Annotated in this window: 14 protein-coding genes; 10 read left to right on the forward strand and 4 right to left on the reverse strand. The window is 51.3% G+C overall.

Going from position 1 to position 16,946, the window contains the following annotated elements; translation table 11 throughout:
* Positions 1 to 105 precede the first annotated feature (105 nt).
* The 4 genes from AC0YN0_RS01040 to AC0YN0_RS01055 all read left to right on the forward strand — a co-directional run bounded on the left by AC0YN0_RS01040 (position 106) and on the right by AC0YN0_RS01055 (position 7,502).
* Positions 106 to 1,401: a Gfo/Idh/MocA family protein gene (locus AC0YN0_RS01040; RefSeq protein WP_475819620.1), complete on the forward strand. Its 1,296-nt coding sequence runs from the start codon at positions 106 to 108 to the stop codon at positions 1,399 to 1,401.
* An 18-nt stretch (positions 1,402 to 1,419) separates the two neighbouring features.
* Complete coding sequence (gene uxaC, locus AC0YN0_RS01045) at positions 1,420 to 2,826, forward strand: glucuronate isomerase (protein WP_475819621.1); 1,407 nt, start codon at positions 1,420 to 1,422, stop codon at positions 2,824 to 2,826.
* A 202-nt stretch (positions 2,827 to 3,028) separates the two neighbouring features.
* The gene (locus AC0YN0_RS01050; RefSeq protein WP_475819622.1) at positions 3,029 to 5,848 is read left to right on the forward strand and encodes a sensor domain-containing phosphodiesterase; all 2,820 of its coding nucleotides are present in this window, start codon (positions 3,029 to 3,031) and stop codon (positions 5,846 to 5,848) included.
* Between the two features lie 4 nt (positions 5,849 to 5,852).
* Positions 5,853 to 7,502: a thiamine pyrophosphate-binding protein gene (locus AC0YN0_RS01055; protein WP_475819623.1), complete on the forward strand. Its 1,650-nt coding sequence runs from the start codon at positions 5,853 to 5,855 to the stop codon at positions 7,500 to 7,502.
* On the opposite strand, the gene AC0YN0_RS01060 is transcribed toward AC0YN0_RS01055, so the two are convergent.
* Together AC0YN0_RS01060 and AC0YN0_RS01065 are read right to left on the reverse strand one after the other, a co-directional pair.
* On the reverse strand, positions 7,485 to 8,105 hold the full coding sequence (locus AC0YN0_RS01060) for a hypothetical protein (protein ID WP_475819624.1): 621 nt from the start codon (positions 8,103 to 8,105) through the stop codon (positions 7,485 to 7,487). The two genes, AC0YN0_RS01055 and AC0YN0_RS01060, sit on opposite strands and share 18 nt — an antisense overlap.
* A gap of 62 nt (positions 8,106 to 8,167) precedes the next feature.
* A complete protein-coding gene (locus AC0YN0_RS01065) occupies positions 8,168 to 8,374 on the reverse strand; it encodes a hypothetical protein (protein WP_442047980.1) in 207 nt (68 codons plus the stop codon).
* Between the two features lie 125 nt (positions 8,375 to 8,499).
* Here AC0YN0_RS01065 and AC0YN0_RS01070 point away from each other — a divergent pair, with 125 nt between their 5' ends.
* The 3 genes from AC0YN0_RS01070 (at position 8,500) to AC0YN0_RS01080 (ending at position 11,325) form a co-directional block, all read left to right on the forward strand.
* Positions 8,500 to 9,234 carry an SDR family oxidoreductase gene (locus AC0YN0_RS01070; RefSeq protein WP_475819625.1) on the forward strand — a complete coding sequence of 245 codons (735 nt, stop codon included), beginning with the start codon at positions 8,500 to 8,502 and terminating at the stop codon, positions 9,232 to 9,234.
* 45 nt (positions 9,235 to 9,279) lie between these two features.
* A complete protein-coding gene (locus AC0YN0_RS01075; RefSeq protein ID WP_475819626.1) occupies positions 9,280 to 9,912 on the forward strand; it encodes a ThuA domain-containing protein in 633 nt (210 codons plus the stop codon).
* 69 nt (positions 9,913 to 9,981) lie between these two features.
* Positions 9,982 to 11,325 carry a multi antimicrobial extrusion protein MatE gene (locus tag AC0YN0_RS01080; protein WP_475819627.1) on the forward strand — a complete coding sequence of 448 codons (1,344 nt, stop codon included), beginning with the start codon at positions 9,982 to 9,984 and terminating at the stop codon, positions 11,323 to 11,325.
* A 71-nt stretch (positions 11,326 to 11,396) separates the two neighbouring features.
* Here the strand turns inward: AC0YN0_RS01080 and AC0YN0_RS01085 are convergent, their stop codons facing one another.
* Positions 11,397 to 12,614 (reverse strand): aspartate aminotransferase family protein, encoded by a 1,218-nt coding sequence (locus AC0YN0_RS01085; protein ID WP_475819628.1) that lies wholly within the window; start codon positions 12,612 to 12,614, stop codon positions 11,397 to 11,399.
* Between the two features lie 418 nt (positions 12,615 to 13,032).
* Between AC0YN0_RS01085 and AC0YN0_RS01090 the strand changes: the two genes are divergently transcribed.
* Positions 13,033 to 14,061 (forward strand): dienelactone hydrolase family protein, encoded by a 1,029-nt coding sequence (locus AC0YN0_RS01090; RefSeq protein WP_475819629.1) that lies wholly within the window; start codon positions 13,033 to 13,035, stop codon positions 14,059 to 14,061.
* A 5-nt stretch (positions 14,062 to 14,066) separates the two neighbouring features.
* Here AC0YN0_RS01090 and AC0YN0_RS01095 read toward each other — a convergent pair whose 3' ends face one another.
* Complete coding sequence (locus AC0YN0_RS01095) at positions 14,067 to 14,987, reverse strand: AraC family transcriptional regulator (RefSeq protein ID WP_475819630.1); 921 nt, start codon at positions 14,985 to 14,987, stop codon at positions 14,067 to 14,069.
* Between the two features lie 131 nt (positions 14,988 to 15,118).
* Between AC0YN0_RS01095 and AC0YN0_RS01100 the strand changes: the two genes are divergently transcribed.
* Complete coding sequence (locus AC0YN0_RS01100; protein ID WP_475819631.1) at positions 15,119 to 16,183, forward strand: Gfo/Idh/MocA family protein; 1,065 nt, start codon at positions 15,119 to 15,121, stop codon at positions 16,181 to 16,183.
* On the forward strand, positions 16,176 to 16,913 hold the full coding sequence (locus AC0YN0_RS01105) for a ThuA domain-containing protein (protein ID WP_475819632.1): 738 nt from the start codon (positions 16,176 to 16,178) through the stop codon (positions 16,911 to 16,913). Before AC0YN0_RS01100 ends, AC0YN0_RS01105 begins: the two co-directional genes overlap by 8 nt.
* Positions 16,914 to 16,946 lie beyond the last annotated feature (33 nt).

Below are 16,946 nucleotides of genomic sequence, written 5' to 3' on the forward strand. Positions count from 1 at the left end.
CGCAAGATATGCGGTGTTTTATTAAAATTAAGCAGAATATGAAGAGAATTATACTACTCTTATGCGCTAAAATAAAACCAAGATAAATAGAGGAGGACGAATCAAATGACAAAGAAACGTTATGTATTGGTAGGCAGCGGCGGCAGGGCTGAATTTTTTTACGGTGCGCTTGCAACCGATTTCAAAGAAACTTCCGAGCTGACTGCATTTTGCGATATTAACCAGACCCGCATGAATTACGCGAACCGCATTTTGACCGAAAAGTATGGCTACAACGCCGTTAACACCTATAAGTCGAATGAGTTCGATCGCATGATCGAAATCGAGAAACCCGATGCTGTAATCGTAACAAGCATGGACCGTACGCATCATACGTACATCATTCGAGCTCTGGAGCTGGGCTGCGATGTCGTAACCGAGAAGCCGATGACGGTAGACGAGAAGAAATGCCAGGAAATACTCGATGCGGTAGAACGCACAGGCGGTAATGTGCGCGTCACGTTCAACTATCGATATGCGCCGCATCATACGAAGGCAAGAGAACTGATCGCGAGCGGAGCAATTGGCAAAGTAACGTCCGTTCACTTCGAATGGCTGCTTAACACGCAGCATGGCGCGGACTACTTCCGCAGGTGGCATCGCAATAAGGGGAACAGCGGCGGCTTGCTCGTCCATAAGTCGACGCATCACTTTGACCTCGTCAACTTCTGGATCGATTCGCAGCCGGAATCGGTATTCGCTTTCGGCGACCTGTTGTTCTACGGACGCGAGAATGCGGAGCAACGCGGCGAAACGAAGTTTTATGAGCGCGCGACGGGCAATTCGATTGCCGAGAACGATCCTTTTGCGCTACACTTGGATAAAAATGACCATTTGAAATCGATGTACCTGGACGCGGAGCACGAGGACGGCTACCGGCGCGATCAAAGCGTGTTCGGAGACGGCATCAATATCGAAGATACAATGGGCGTGCTTGTCCGCTATAAGAACAACGCGATAATGACGTATTCCTTAAACGCTTACTTGCCATGGGAAGGCTACCGCATCGCATTCAACGGCACGAAAGGCCGCATCGAGATGAATATCGTCGAGCAGTCCTACGTGAACTCCGGCGGCAAGAAGTCGGAGGAAGGCGCGCTGAAGGACAAAGCCATTACGGTGTTCCCGATGTTCGGGGCGCCTTACGAGGTTGACGTTGAAGAGGGCGTTGGCGGTCATGGCGGCGGCGATCCGGTGCTGCTGAACGATCTGTTCGGTACGCCGGTGGAGGATAAGTGGAATCGCGCCGCAAATCATATTGACGGTGCAAGATCGATTTTGACGGGCATCGCTGCTAACCGCTCTATTCAGACGGGGCAGGCGGTACAGATCGACGATTTGGTTCATTTTTACAAAAAGTGATTATGGGGGAAAGCTGCAATGAAGCCTTTTATGGACGACAACTTCTTGTTATCGAACGAGACGGCCGTTACGCTTTATCACGACTATGCGAAGCAAATGCCAATTATCGATTATCACTGTCATCTAAGCCCGCAACAAATTTATGAAAATACGAGCTTCGCCAACATCACGGAAGCTTGGTTATACGGCGATCATTATAAGTGGCGCGCGATGCGTGCGAACGGCGCGGAGGAAAGACTCGTAACCGGCGGAGAAGGCGCTACCGATTATGAGAGGTTCGCTGCTTGGGCGAAAACTGTTCCGCAGACGATCGGAAACCCGCTGTATCATTGGTCGCATCTTGAACTGCGCCGATTCTTCGACGTGCAGGAACTTATTAATGAGAAAAACGCTCCCGTGATCTGGGAGAAGGTTAATGCGAAGCTTGCAACGGGCAGCTTCAAAGCACGCGATCTAATCAAGATGTCGAACGTCGAGGTTATTTGTACGACCGATGATCCTGTCGATTCGCTGGAATATCATATCGCAATCAAAGGTTTGGAAGACTTCGACGTGCAGGTGCTGCCGTCATTCCGTCCGGATAAGGCGCTTGAGATTAACCGCGCTACTTACCTGCCATGGATCAAGCAGCTTGCGGAAGTATCCGCAAGCTCGATCGACAGCTACGATGCGCTGCTGGACGCGCTCGCGGATCGCGTGAAGTTCTTCGACGAGGTCGGCTGCAAAGTATCCGATCACGCGCTCGATTATGTGGCGTTCGCAGAGACGACGAAGGAAGAAGCTGGGGCTATATTCGCCCGGGCGCTGCAAGGCGAGAAGGTAAGCTTGGAGGACGAGAAGAAGTATAAAACGTATACGCTGCTGTTCCTTGGCCGTCAGTATGCGCAGCGCGGCTGGGCGATGCAGCTTCATATTAACGCTGCGCGAAACAATAACGCGCGCATGTTCGGCAAGCTCGGCCCGGATACGGGATTCGATTCCATTAACGACAGCTCGGTGGCTTACCCGCTGTCACGTCTGCTCGACGCGCTTGATTCGGACGACCTGCTGCCGAATACGATCGTTTATTCGCTTAACGCGAACGACAACGACGTGCTCGGCGCTCTAATTGGCTGCTATCAAGGCGGCGGCGTACCGGGCAAGATTCAGCTCGGCTCGGCATGGTGGTTCAACGATACGAAAAACGGCATGCTTGATCAGATGAACGCGCTGGCTAATCTTGGCTTGCTTAGCCGTTTCGTAGGCATGCTGACGGATTCGCGCAGCTTCCTGTCCTATACGCGTCATGAGTATTTCCGCCGAATTTTATGCAACCTGCTCGGCGAATGGGTAGAGAACGGCGAAGCGCCTGCCGATCTGGAATTACTCGGTGATATGGTGCAAAATATTTCGTACCGCAATGCGAAAAATTATTTCGGTTTTTAACGAAATAGGAGTGAAAAAGAGGCCCGAATACACTAAAATGTGTATTCGGGTATTTTTTATTGGAAATGACAATTTGGATAAAGGATTTATAGGTTTTGTGTAGAATTTTGTAGATTAATTATACATATTGGTAAATGCAGGGTTGAAATCATTTGACCAGCAAGAACGGCCGGCAACTTACTAAGGGAATGGTGATATTGTCATGTTAAAGGAACAGATGAGATATTCACGTCTTGCGAATCTCACGAAATTAATTAATACGAAGCTTGAACTGCGAGACGTGCTCGAGCATGTAACGACGGCCATATCCGAAGAAATCGTAGGTTGCGATTCTGTAGGCATTTATTTACCCCAAGAGGACGGTACTTTTAGAGGTTATGTAGGCAAGCCGGAGGTTATTAACGGTTGGACGCTCGATATGCATGTGATCGACACCGAGATGGATTTGCTTGCAAAAGAAGTCATCGAAACGAAGAAAACGATCTATATTCCGGATACGTCTCAAGATTCGCGGCCGGACCCGAGAGCCGTGCAAGGCTTTCATATCAAATCGCTGCTCGTGCTTCCGATCTCGTTCGAGCAGGAGCTATTCGGACTTGTATTTCTGTTCGATTACGGCATTCCGATGAACTTGACTGATTCGGAAATACAGACGGTCGAAGCTTATGTGAATATGGCGGCCGTGTCGATCCAAAACGCGAGAAACCTGGCGCACAAAGAAAACTTGATCGCCGAGAAGCAACTGCTGCTCGACGTCACCCGCGACCTCTCGCTGTGCTCTACGATGCAGGAAAGTTTGGACAGCTGTTTCTTCTATCTAGGCAAGGTGCTGGAGAACGATAATATCGGCGTACATTTGCTCGATCCGATTACGGAAAGCAAAATCAAGCCGGCGAAGCTAAGCAAGGACAGCGACTGGACGGAAGAAGACTGGATGCGCACCCACAACAAAATAATAATCGACGAAAGCAATGATGAGGTCGTGCAAGAGGTCATTCGAACGAAGAAGGCGGTGCTTATTCCGGACGTGTATGCGGACAGCCGTCCTAATCATGAGGTTTGCCGCAACTTCGGAATTAAAGGCATGCTGATGCTGCCGCTCGTGTCGATGGGCGGAGCGCTCGGTTCCATCGCGGTCGTTAAGCTCGATGAAGGCGCGCTTCTCTATTCCGAGGCTACGTTGCAGCTTGCGCAATCGATCGTGGACGCCACGGCGTCGACACTGTCGAACTTGCTCTATATGGAGAAGCAAGAAACGATCATCAAAGAGCGGACCTCGGAAATCACGGTTAAAAATAACGAGCTTGAACGCCTCGTAAGCGAATTGCAGCAGCTCAGCCGAGAGAAGGAGCTTATTCTTAATTCGGCCGGCGAAGGCATATTCGGCTTAGACCTCGATCGCAACATTACGTTCTGCAATCCGGCCGGCGTCTCCATGTTAGGCTACGGCTCATCCGCCGAAATGATCGGCGAGCCGTCGCGGATTATTTTCAAAGGAAAGCAACAGGATCAAAAGCTCTCCGGTCATAAGCAGGAGTCCGACAGCAAATGGGATCATTATTATGAGAATGAGCTGTTTTATCGTAAGGACGGTTCCAGCTTTCCAGTCGAAAACGTCATATCCCCAATTAAGGAAGAGGACGAAATCGTCGGCGAAGTGGTCACCTTCAAGGACATTACGCAACGGAAGCAGATGGAGGAGGAGATTAGGCGTCGGGCCTACTTCGACAGCTTAACCGATTTGCCTAACCGTCTGCTGCTGATCGACAAGCTCAATGAAGGGCTGGTTCATGCGCAGAAGAACGGCGGCAAGCTCGCTGTCCTTTATTTGGACATGGACCGCTTCAAGTTCATTAACGATTCGCTCGGCCACAGCTACGGCGATCTTCTGCTGAGGGATGTCGCCAGCCGGTTGATCCGCTCCGTGCCGAAGGAAGCGACAATATCGCGTCAGGGCGGGGACGAATTCACGATATTGCTGCCGCATATCGAAGGCGAAGATGAGGTTATCGAGGTTGTCCGGTTAGTCGTGGATTGCTTCGCCGACCCGTTCGAGCTGATGGGCCACGAAATTTATATGAAGGTAAGCATGGGTATCAGCATGTATCCCGATCACGGCGATACGACCGAAACGTTGATCAAAAACGCGGATACCGCCATGTACAAATCAAAAGAAATCACCGGCAACAGCTATCATTTCTTCCGAAACGGCATGGATACGAGAACGTTCGAAATCATTAAGCTCGAGAACGATCTGTACAAGGCGCTCGATCAACAAGAACTCGAGCTCTATTACCAGCCGCAAATTAATTATTTGACCGGGCGAATTGTCGGCGTTGAGGCGCTGCTGCGTTGGAATCACCCCATGAGCGGGCTTGTATCGCCGGATCAGTTCATTCCGATCGCAGAGGAAACGGCTCTTATCGTCCCCATCGGCGAATGGGTGCTGCGAACGGCGTGCCGACAATTAAAAGAGTGGCAGCAGCTAGGCTATCCGTTGTACAGCATGTCGATTAATTTGTCGGCGCGCCAGTTCGAGCAAAACAATTTGTTTGTTGCCGTCCAGTCGGTGCTGCAGGAGGTGGGAATAGACCCTGACAATTTGCAGCTAGAACTTACAGAAAATTCAATTATCAAAAACAAAGAAGTAACGTTGAAAACGATGAAGGCTTTGAAGGGAATAGGAGTAAAAATCGCGATTGACGATTTTGGAACAGGATATTCGTCGTTAGGCTACTTGTCCAGTCTGCCGATCGACACGTTAAAAATCGACAAATCGTTCCTGCAGGATATTACAAGCGATGACGATCATGCTGCCATTACGAATACGATTATTACGCTGGCGCGGAACTTGAACTTGAGCGTCATTGCCGAAGGCGTCGAAACGAAGGAGCATGTTCGTTTTTTAAGCGACCGTGATTGTTACTTAATGCAAGGCTATTATTTCAGCAAACCAATGACAGCTAAGGAAATCACCGACAATTTTCTCGCGAATGAATATGATAGAGATAAGTGGAGGTAGTGGTATGAGAGCGGCAAGAGCAGTATTGGAGTTATTGAAGGCAAACGGCGTAAAGCACATTTTTGGTATCCCGGCGGGATCGGTTAACGCTTTCTTCGACGAGCTATACGAAATGCCGGAAATCGAACCGGTTGTCACGAAACATGAAGGAGCCGCATCGTATATGGCGGCTTCCTACGCGAAGTATTCCGGCGGTCTTAGCGTGAGCATTGGCTGCAGCGGTCCGGGCGGGACGAACCTCATTACCGGTGCCGCCAGCGCGATGCGCGAGCATTTGCCGGTGTTGTTCATCACCGGAGCGGTTCCCGTAAGCACGATGGGCCTGAACGCCTCGCAGGAGCTGGACGCAGCTCCGATATTTCGTACCGTGACGAAGCACAGCGTTATCGTCAAGGATGCGAGCGAATTGCTCTCGGAAGTGGTTAAAGCGTGCCAAATCGCGATATCGGGGGTGCCGGGGCCGGTCCATGTCGCGATACCGATCGACGTCCAGCATGCGAAGGTGGGAGAACCCGACATTCCCCTTCTACCTCCGAGGAGGCCGATGGTTCCGAAGCTGGACGTCATCGAGAAGGCGGCCGGAGCGCTGCTGAATACGAAGGACGGCTGCATTTTGGTCGGACAAGGCATCCGCGGCTCTGTCGATCTGCTGATCGAGCTGGCTGAAATGCTGAACTGGCCGATTATGACGACGCCGCAGGCGAAGGGTTATATTACGGAGCAGCATCCGCTCCACTGGGGCGTATTCGGTTTTGCCGGTCATGAGACCGCCTCGAATCTAGTTACCGAAGGAGCAGGCGGCGCGCTGCTCATCGTCGGCTCGAGCTTGGGCGAGACCGCCACGAACAATTATAACGCAAGCTTGACGAAAGGCCGGTATACGATTCAGCTCGACTTCGACCAGACGGTGTTCAATCGGAAATACGCGATCGATCTTCCCGTGTTGGGCGATATCCGCTTAAGCTTGCTCATGTTAATCGATGAGTTGAAATCGCTAGGATTGTCTGGGATTAACGCCAGCGGCGAACGTAAGGCGATTAAGCAGGAGACGCCAGTAACTACGGACAAAGTATATAACACACAAAATGTGCTGCGCCATATTCAGAGCAGCCTGCCGGCTGATATGAGGTATACGGTTGATATTGGGGAGTTCATGTCTTATGTCATTCACCATATGAAGGTGCTGGAGGAGGATTCGTTCGATATCAATGTCCACTTCGGCGCAATGGGAAGCGGGATCGGAGCGGCGATCGGTTCCAAGTTGGCCGAGCCTGACCGGCCCGTCGCTTGCATAACGGGGGATGGCTGCTTCTTCATGCATGGCATGGAAATATTGACGGCCAAGGAGCTTGGTTTGCCGATCTTGTTCATCGTCATGAACAACGCCCGTCTCGGCATGGTCTATCATGGACATTCGCTGCAGTTCAAGCGAACGCACCCATCCTTCGAGCAGGAGCCGATCGATATCTCCCGGATGGGCGCGGCGATGCAAATTCCGAGCTACCGCATTAACGATATGAACGATCTGGACCAAGATGCCGTGAACTGGCTTCTGAACTCAAACGGGCCGGCTATATTGGAAGTCGCTTTAAAGGATAACGGTACGCCGCCAATGGGTGACCGCGTCAAGTTTCTATCATCCTTCGGCAAATAAGCCTCGTCTGTTGAATTCGCGTATCGCGTCCAAAAGCGCTTTAATCGTGTGTCCCTTGAACGAGTCGGGAACAGCTTTGCCCGCAGGATCGGCATAGCGGAAGCAGATCGATTGGGAATCATACTCGTAGCCCAACCGGGATAGATCTGTGATTAAAGCCGGCGGCGGCTCAGAAGAACCGGCAAGCTCGACGTAGCGGTCTGTCGCAGAGATTTGAACGTCCACATCATGAGCTCCAGTATGTACGGCGAACAGATCGTCGCTACTTTGGAGCATCCAACGACCTTTCGAAAACATCGAAATTTGTTTACCCTCCAGCGCAGATAATGCATCCAGATTAATTCCGAAAAGTTGATTAATCCACCGGCGAATGTCCACGCCGGAAGCCGTCTCTCGGTCGTGGCTTTCGATATACGCTTCAAAAGCGGCGCTAGGCGAGCTATTATAGGCTCCAGCGTCAGTGTCAGTGTCAGCAGCAAGTACGGGCATCAATTCTAGCTGTATAGCAAACACTTGCCTTACAACCGCGATAATGTCTGCGCCGCTAGCACCAAATTCGTAGGTCTCAAGCAGCTTGTCCATTTGTTCCGACTTCGTCATCATTGTGCATGCCTCCCATCTATGTCATATTATAAGGGATGGCAGTGATGTCTCATAGAGAAAGATTACCGGTACAAGCTCGTCATATACCGGAGCATTTGAGGACCGGCAATGTTAGCGGCTATTCCGAACAGCTCGGAGTTTGCCGTTTTTTTGCATACTAAATAAAAGGCGAATCCGCCGATCAGCTCGAAGGCGATAAATTCTCTCCATTTCCAGGCGGGAACGACGTAGACGGTAAATTCTTTCGTAGGTGGGGTTCGCTTTTTCAACGTGATACAACCTCCGGCTATCGGGCTCTAATCAATCATATAAGCGTATGCGTGGCGGCTTATCCAACATTCGACCTTTTAACAAAGCTTCATCGCAGTCATTCAACTAGAGGAGTGTATTCGATATGACGAAAACAACAAAAACAGTATTTGTATCAGGAGCGGATCGCGGTGTCGGACTAGCCCTGGCATCGGTATGGCTCGGCAAAGGTTATACGGTATTCGCCGGCCAATACGCGGAGGGGACGCAAGGGCTGTCTGAGCTGCAGCAGCAATACGGCGAGCAGCTGCATATTGTGCAGCTTGACGTGTCGCGTGATGAAAGTGTTGCCCAGGCGGTAAGCTATGTGGCCGACCGCGCAGGTCAGTTGGACCTGCTGTTCAATAATGCGGCGATTCTAGGCGATATTCAGGCGAAAATTACCGACGAGCTGAACTACGCGGAGATGATGGACGTGTTCAACGTCAATACGCTCGGAAGCTTGCGGATGAGCCAGTCCTTCATGCCGCTTCTTCTGAAAGGCGAGACGAAGATGATCGTGAACATATCGTCGGAAGCGGGCAGCATAAGCAACTGCCATCGCGATAGCTGGTATGCGTATTGCATGTCCAAGGCGGCGCTTAATATGCAGTCGAAGCTCGTTCATAACGGCTTCAAGCCTTTGGGGGGCCGCGTACTCACCATGCATCCGGGCTGGGTGCAGACGTATATGCAGGGCAAGCTGGACGCGACTGCAGAGCTGACACCAGAGCAATCCGCTGCTTCGATTACACGCGTCGTCGAAGAGAAGCTGGCGCAGCCTCAGTCGCAGGCGGAGTGCGAATATGTCGATTATAACGGCACGGCTATGAACTGGTAGTTTATAATAGGAACGAGATTGGAAGGAATAGAAAGGGGATTAGTGATGAGAGATAAGATTAGAGCAATGGTGTTCGGCGACAATGAGCGCGCGCCGTATCATCCGCTTCATGCGATAGAGAAGGAGCTGCAGGCGATTCTGGGCGATCGCTTCGTCCTGGAAGCAACCGATGACTATGACCGATTGCATGCTGCTTCAATCGGCCAATACGAACTGTGCATCTCGTATGCCGATTGCTGGGAGGAGAAGCTGACCGATGCGCAAGTTGCCGGACTTGTCGCTTTCGTGGCGCAAGGAGGCGGCTTGCTCGTCATTCATAACGGCATATCGGTGCAGAACCGGCATGAGCTGCGCCAGTTGATTGGCGCTAAGTTTCTCGGGCATCCGGAATATCAGCGGCTGAAGTTCCGTTACACGGACAACAGTCATGAAATATGGACTGGAGCGGAGCCGTTCGAGATGGATGAAGAGCCGTATAGGTTCGAGATGGACTCTTTCATCGAGACAGAGCTGCTCATGACCTATGAGATGGACGGCGAATTGTATCCGGCGGCATGGGCGCATAAGCACGGACTTGGCCGCGTTGCCTATTTGATGCCGGGCCATCATGCGCCGTCGTTCGCGAACCTTCCGTATCGCGGCCTCATTGCGAGCGCGGCGATGTGGGCGGCTCGTTAACGGGAAGCGGCAAGCACCTAGTCGTTAAGCGAAGACGATAACAGACCAACAGCAAGAAGGAGCCTGCATATGAGCGAGCCTATGTTACAGACGAAGCAGCAAGCCATAAGCATGATGAAATTATGGTCTTTTTTTCTGCCATTAGGCATTTCGGCAAGTCTGGTCACCATTTCGCACGTTATTATTAATAGTACATTAAGCAGAGCTGCTGACCCCGAGCGGATAATCGCCAGTTATGCGGTCGCGATGAGCCTGCTTGCAATTACGGAAAGGCCGGCCGTTCTGCTCCGTCAGACCTGCTCTACACTGGTTCGGGATAGACGCTCCTATACGTCGACGCTTACTGTCGCACAGCTGGTGTTTGCCAGCATTATGGTAATGGGGCTGTTGATCAGCTATACACCGCTCGGGACATTCATATTTAAAGACATATTCGGAGTCGGTGAGGACAATGTGGACGATGTTCTTCGGGTCTATCAGGTGCTAATGTTTGTAAGCATATTTTCGGGGATTCGCTGCTTTTACCAAGGCGTTATCATTTATAATTTGCGAACGAAGTGGCTGACGATCGGTATGGCAGTCCGACTCGCCGGCATGTATATGCTCTCGCTGTATTTTATCCATACCGGGGTGCACAGCGGCGTTGTCGGAGCGTACATCTTCTTATTCGGCATGATGATCGAGGCGGCGGTCAGCTTCATGGAGGGGCGTTTGCTCGTACGCAAAATGCCGGACAAGCTGGAGGATCATACCACTAAGACCAAAGGTCATGTTTTCTCCTTTTACCGGCCGTTATTGTTCTCTTCCCTTATTTCGGTGTGGATCGGTCCGGCGATTAATGCGATGCTGGGCAAAACGTGGAATGCCGAGCTGGCCATCTCTTCCTTTGCGATCGCAGCCAGTCTCGTTATGCTGCTCAGCAGTTTTTTCAGCTATTTTCATCAAATCGTAATCAATTTCTATCCTATCGATCCCGGTGCGGTTCGTCGATTTACGCTAATGCTAGGTTTCGTTCCCGCACTGTTAATGGGGCTCATAGCCTTTACGGATTTAGGCGTTTTTTTGCTGGAGCATGTTATAGGCGTACACGGCCGATTGCAGGCAGAAAGCATTCGGGTATTGCAAAGCTTCGTGCTCTTCGCGCTCGTGATGCCTTGGCTTGATGTCCTGAATGGACTCGTATTCGTACGCAGACAGACGAAACTTATTATCGGCTCCCAAATCTCGAATCTAACTTTCACGATCATCACGCTTATCGTTTGTACCTGGCTTGCTCCCGAATGGAACGGGGCAATCGGAGCTTGGGCGCAGTCGCTCGGCATGATGGCGGAGCTCATATTCGTTGCTTTGGCGCTGCGATTTATTAAACCGGATGAACCCGTTCCTGCTGCAGCACGAGCGGCAGTCCGATAGGTCGCTATGTCATTTAGCAAATAATAAAGGGGCGTTGATCTGATGATCGACGCCCCTTCTATGTGGCCGGGTTATGCGAGGAGGTTGCTCATTTCGCGGCGCAAAATATCGATCATAAGATCGCTGTGCTCCTGCGCCACAATGAGCGCCGGCATTAGCCGGATAGCTGAGGGCTTCGGCGCATTGATGAGCAAGCCTGCATCTTGGCAAGCAGCCGCAAGCTTCGGCGCCAGTCCTTCCGGGACGTCGAAGGCGAGCAATAGCCCTTTGCCGCGAATGTTCGAGATCGGAAGCTCACGCGATAGGCCGCTTAGCTTGCCCTTCAAGTACTGCCCTTGAAGCTCGGCATTGCGAGACAGATTGCTTTCGACAATTTCTTTTACGACCGCGTATCCCGCAGCCATCGACAACGGCGCTCCGGTGTAGGTGCCGCCTTGATTGCCTTGCTCGAAAATATCGTATTTGTCGGTAGTCAGCATCGCCGACAATGGGAAACCTCCGCCGATCGCTTTGCCCAGCGTCAAAATATCGGGCTTAATCCCGTAATGCTCAAAGGCGAACAGCTTGCCGGTTCTGCCGAGTCCGGTCTGTATCTCGTCGATGATAAGCGGCATGCCGTACATATCGCAGATCTTGCGCAGTCCATACAAGTAAGCTTCATCGACGACGTTAACGCCGCCTTCGCCTTGTATGAGCTCGAGCATAATCGCGCATGTATGGTTATTGACGGCGGCGAAGCAGGCATCCAAATCGTTGATTGGCACATGCTTGAAGCCGTCTACCTTCGGAGCGAATAACGTTTCCCATTCCGGCTTGCCAGTTGCCGACATCATAGCAAGCGTACGTCCATGGAAGCCGTTCGTAACGGTAATGATCTCATAGGCGCCGTTCATCTTCATAGCGCCATGCTTTCTTGCCAGCTTAATGGCGCTTTCGTTCGCTTCAGACCCGCTGCTCGCGAAGAACGCTTTATCCATGCCGCTAATATGCGTTAGCAGCTCAGCGAATTGAATCATCGGCTTGTTGTAGTATGCAGGGCTTGCATGCACAAGCGTTGCCGACTGCTCGGCAAGCGCCTCCCGAAGCGCCGCAGGCGAGTGGCCAAGCGCATTAACGGCCCACCCTGCAATGAAATCGAGGTAACGCTTGCCCTCCGTATCCCACATATACATGCCTTCTCCGCGTTCCATTACAATAGAAGGACGTTTGGTCGTAAAAAGTATCGATTTATCGGCTTCGGCCAGCAAGCCGGTTGTTTGTGTTGTTGCAGCTGTTTCTGTTTGAATCATAAATTCATCACCCGCTTATTCAGATTATTGTATAAATATACATTACACCGTATTTATATGCAATAGTCCGTGAAGTAATTCTTAACGAGCGCGGTCGCAGCTACCGTCTCTAGTTTCGTTGCATAATGTGCAACAGAATCGAAACAAATACGACGTCACACTTGTTCTCATTGTATATTTTGCAACAGATGGCGTTTTGTAGAGCAATGGCACAGCTTATTTCTAACTATCTGTTGCAATAAATGCAACGTAGACACGCTGGAGTAAGCTTTTGAGTTCCATCAGTTGCATAATGTGCAATCAAGTTTAATCGACTAGACCGGACAGGGAGGGATGGCATCTCATTCGAGGTATTTGTGACAGCGCTATCATGTTATGATCAACATAACCATAAATGAGCAGGGAGGATGAACGAGAGATGAATACGTGGAACGGGGATGCGCTGCTTGATCGGTTGTATGAGGAAGCGTTGAACAAACATAAGGTGCGCGCTGCTGGGGAGACTTGGCCGCAGCGAAAAGAGAAACTGAAGCAGACGCTTCGCAAGACAATCGGCGAGTTCGAGCGTAATGAGGAGCGTGAACCGCGTCTGCTGGAGCGCGTCGAATGCGATGGTTACATTCGCGAGCGAGTGGAGCTTTCGGCGACGCCGGGCGTCTCCTATGCCGCGTATGTCCTCATTCCGAAGGAGGCGAGAGGTCCTCTGCCCGGCGTCCTGGCGCTGCATGGCCATGGATACGGCAGCCGCGAAATCGTCGGCCTGCTGAAGGAGGGAACGCCGGATGAAGGCATACCCGGCATACATCAGCATTTCGCTGTTCAGCTCGTGAAGCGCGGGATGATCGTTATGGCACCTGACGTGATCGGCTTCGGTGAACGCAGGCTGCTTGCCGATTTAGCTGCGAATCCGGAAGCGCCGAACTCTTGCTATCGTCTGTCGACGCAGCTTATGATGCTCGGCAAGACGCTTACCGGACTACGTGTCGCAGAAGCGCTTCATGCGTTTCGTTATGTTGCCTCGCGCCGAGAAGTGGATGAAGATCGGGTTGGCGTCATGGGCTTCTCGGGAGGCGGTCTAATCGCCTATGTGTGTGCTGCTTTGGAAGAGAGAATCAGCGCTGCGGTGCTAACGGGCTTCACGAATACGATTAAAGACAGTATATTCGCTGTGCAACACTGCATCGACAACTACACACCGGGTCTGCTTGAGCATGCGGAGCTGCCGGAACTGATCGGCTTAATTGCGCCGCGTCCGTTGTTTCTGGAATCGGGAGAGAAGGACCCGATCTTCCCTGTTGCCGGATTCCATAAGGCGGCCGCCCGAATCGAGGCAATCTACGATAGGGAGGGTGCGGCAGACAAGCTGGCGCAAGACGTTTTCCCTGGCGTTCACGAAATAAGCGGAAGATTTGCATACGACTGGCTGAGGGACACACTCTCCAAATAAAGCTCCTATGTCTTCTTCTCCTCCATGATTCGCTTTGCAAATTGATTCGGGGGCATACCGACATGTTTCTTGAACACTTTGCTGAAGTAATAAGGATCGTTCAAACCAGTTAAATAGCCGATCTCGCCAAATGTAAGGTCGGTTGTTTCGATGAGCTCCTTCGCATGCTTGATTCGTACTTGATTGACGTATTGGGTAATCGTTTGCCCCGTCATCGCTTTGAAGCACCGATTCAAATAGTCATAGTTGCCATCAAAGACTGATTCGATTTGATGACTCGTTATTTTGTGCGGGTAGTTCTGATGGATATAATCGAGCAGACCGTTCACCTTGCCAATCGATTTGGCAGGGTAACGGTCATTTCTTTGCAGCTCGTCCATGAAGTTGTCCCGCGACAGCTCGATCAGCAGCTCCGTGAACCGCAGAGCGGTCAAGCTATGGTTGTAATGCTTGCGCCTATACAGTTGAAGCATGTCGTTCATAGCGAGAAGCGCCTTGCGAAACCTTGCTTTGTCCGTAATCGCATGGCTTTTTGGAAAGCAGCAGTCATATTCGGACACAAGCGGATGGACAGGCTTTCCCTCTAGAAACGGCGACTGATCGTGATGAGCGATAAAATATTGAGCCAGCGCCTTCATATCTTCCACCTGCAGCGTTCTAATGTCCCCATGCTCGAAGTGAATATAATAATAATCGCATAGATCATGTTCCGTGCCTTCATGCTCCATATTCGGTTCAAGCACGTATATATCGCCTTTACGCAGCACGAAGGAATGGCCATTCTCCTTCATGTGCAGCTCGCCGCTCTTGATGAAATAGAGGACGTATTCGTCCGTCATCCGTTTGAAGTGAAGCCAAGGGCTCTTATACGATATGAAGCCTACCAGACGAATTCTTGGCACGATTTCGATATTGATCGCAAGCAAGCGCACACCTCCGTCATAACTTCAAAAGTCGGTTTTGTACAAAAAGAGTCTGTATCTTACATTCCCGTTCATTCTATCACAATCTATACTGGGGTTGTATTCGCAGCCGACATTGAAACGGGGGATAACAAGTGAAGAAGTTAAAGATTGGCGTTATTGGACTAGGCGGGATTGCTAACTTTCATATCGAGGGCATACAGGCAAGCGAGGATGCGGAGCTATGGTCGATTTGCGACGTTAATGAAGAAGCGCTTGCTTCAAGGGGAGAGCAGTTGAATATTCCGGAGGAGCGCCGCTATACCGACCATAATCTGATGCTCCGAGATGCCGAGCTGGATGCGGTGACGATCGGAACGCCGAACAGCAACCACTTTGATGCAGCATACGATTGTATTCAAGCTGGCAAACCTTTTGCGCTGGAAAAGCCAATCGCGCTCAATGAACAGGAAGCGCTTACGCTGCGGGATGCTCTCATTCAAAACCCTGTGCCGCATATGGTGTGTTTCTCTTATCGGTATAAAGCGGCCGTTCGCTATGCGAAGCAATTAATCGAGAAGGGCGAGCTTGGATTCGTCCATCATGTATACAGTCAATACTTGCAAAGCTGGGGGCTGAATGAAGACATTCCGCTCGTATGGCGCTTCCGCAAAGACTTGTCGGGCTCAGGGGCGCTGGGTGACTTAGGCTCGCATATTCTTGACCTCCATCGTTTTCTTGTCGGGGAAACGGTACGTGTTATAGCCGATGCAGGTACGATCGTGAAGGAGCGTAATCGGATTGGAGCGGAGGGCAAGGGTGCCGTTGATGTCGATGATTTCTGCCATGTCCTGGCTCGTTTCGAAAGCGGGGCATCGTCTTCGATGAGCATTTCGCGATTCGCGTACGGACGGGGCAATTATCAGCAGGTAGAAGTGTACGGGACGAAAGGCGCGCTTTTGTACAACCTCGAAGAAGAGGATACGCTTCAAGTGAAATTTGGCGATGAGCAGCAGTTCCGTTCCGTGGTTATTCCCGACGATTGCCGTGTCGGCCAGATGCAATCCTTTTTTGATTTATTGCGGGGTAAAGGCGACGGCTTAGATGCGACCATACAAGACGGATTCATCAACCAATTAACAATCGATCGCATTATTCAATCGTTCACCGAAGAAAAATGGGTAGCAATCAGACCCGTGGAGGCAGCTAATCATGGCTAATATAAAAGTAACCGTATGGAACGAATATCGGCATGAGCGCGTGAACGAGCATGTGGCAAGCATATACCCTGAAGGTATTCATAATGCGATTGGCGGGTATTTGAAAACGCAAGCGGGTGTTGAAGTGCGGACCGCCGTGCTGGATGATCCCGATCATGGCTTAACGGACGAGGTGCTGGCAAATACGGATGTGCTTATCTGGTGGGGGCATCTGGCGCATGGAGAAGTAAGGGACGATATCGTGGCGAAGGTTCGCGACAAAGTACTGGACGGCATGGGGCTGATCGTCCTGCATTCGGGCCATGGTTCGAAAATATTCGAATCGCTGCTCGGCACGAAGACGGGCGCGCTTAAGTGGCGCGACGATGGCGAGAAGGAACGGATATGGGTAATCGAGCATGGTCATCCGATTGCGGAAGGCCTCGATCAGTATATCGAGATTCCTAAGGAAGAAATGTACGGCGAGCGCTTCGAAATTCCAGCGCCGGACGAGCTTGTATTCATTTCGTGGTTCGAGGGCGGAGAGGTATTCCGCAGCGGCTGCTGCTACCGCAGAGGCAAGGGCAAGCTGTTCTACTTCCGTCCGGGTCACGAAACGTTCCCGATCTATCACCAGCCGGAGATCCTGCAGGTCATCGGCAATGGCGTTCGATGGGCTGCGCCAGTTAAAGGCGCGAGCGTCGCATATGGACGCGTCGCTCCGATCGAGCCGATCGGTAAGGCGGACTAAGGTTTATACAGAGGAAAGGCGTTCCCGTCTCAG

It is taken from the genome of Paenibacillus sp. J22P218 (assembly GCF_056269195.1).

Coding starts and splice junctions, on each gene's coding strand:
- AC0YN0_RS01050 (WP_475819622.1), top strand. CDS start 3,029: ATGTTAAAGGAACAGATGAGATATTCACGTCTTGCGAATCTCACGAAA.
- AC0YN0_RS01090 (WP_475819629.1), top strand. CDS start 13,033: ATGAATACGTGGAACGGGGATGCGCTGCTTGATCGGTTGTATGAGGAA.
- AC0YN0_RS01085 (WP_475819628.1), bottom strand. CDS start 12,614: ATGATTCAAACAGAAACAGCTGCAACAACACAAACAACCGGCTTGCTG.
- AC0YN0_RS01080 (WP_475819627.1), top strand. CDS start 9,982: ATGAGCGAGCCTATGTTACAGACGAAGCAGCAAGCCATAAGCATGATG.
- AC0YN0_RS01105 (WP_475819632.1), top strand. CDS start 16,176: ATGGCTAATATAAAAGTAACCGTATGGAACGAATATCGGCATGAGCGC.
- AC0YN0_RS01070 (WP_475819625.1), top strand. CDS start 8,500: ATGACGAAAACAACAAAAACAGTATTTGTATCAGGAGCGGATCGCGGT.
- uxaC (WP_475819621.1), top strand. CDS start 1,420: ATGAAGCCTTTTATGGACGACAACTTCTTGTTATCGAACGAGACGGCC.
- AC0YN0_RS01040 (WP_475819620.1), top strand. CDS start 106: ATGACAAAGAAACGTTATGTATTGGTAGGCAGCGGCGGCAGGGCTGAA.
- AC0YN0_RS01075 (WP_475819626.1), top strand. CDS start 9,280: ATGAGAGATAAGATTAGAGCAATGGTGTTCGGCGACAATGAGCGCGCG.
- AC0YN0_RS01055 (WP_475819623.1), top strand. CDS start 5,853: ATGAGAGCGGCAAGAGCAGTATTGGAGTTATTGAAGGCAAACGGCGTA.
- AC0YN0_RS01060 (WP_475819624.1), bottom strand. CDS start 8,105: ATGATGACGAAGTCGGAACAAATGGACAAGCTGCTTGAGACCTACGAA.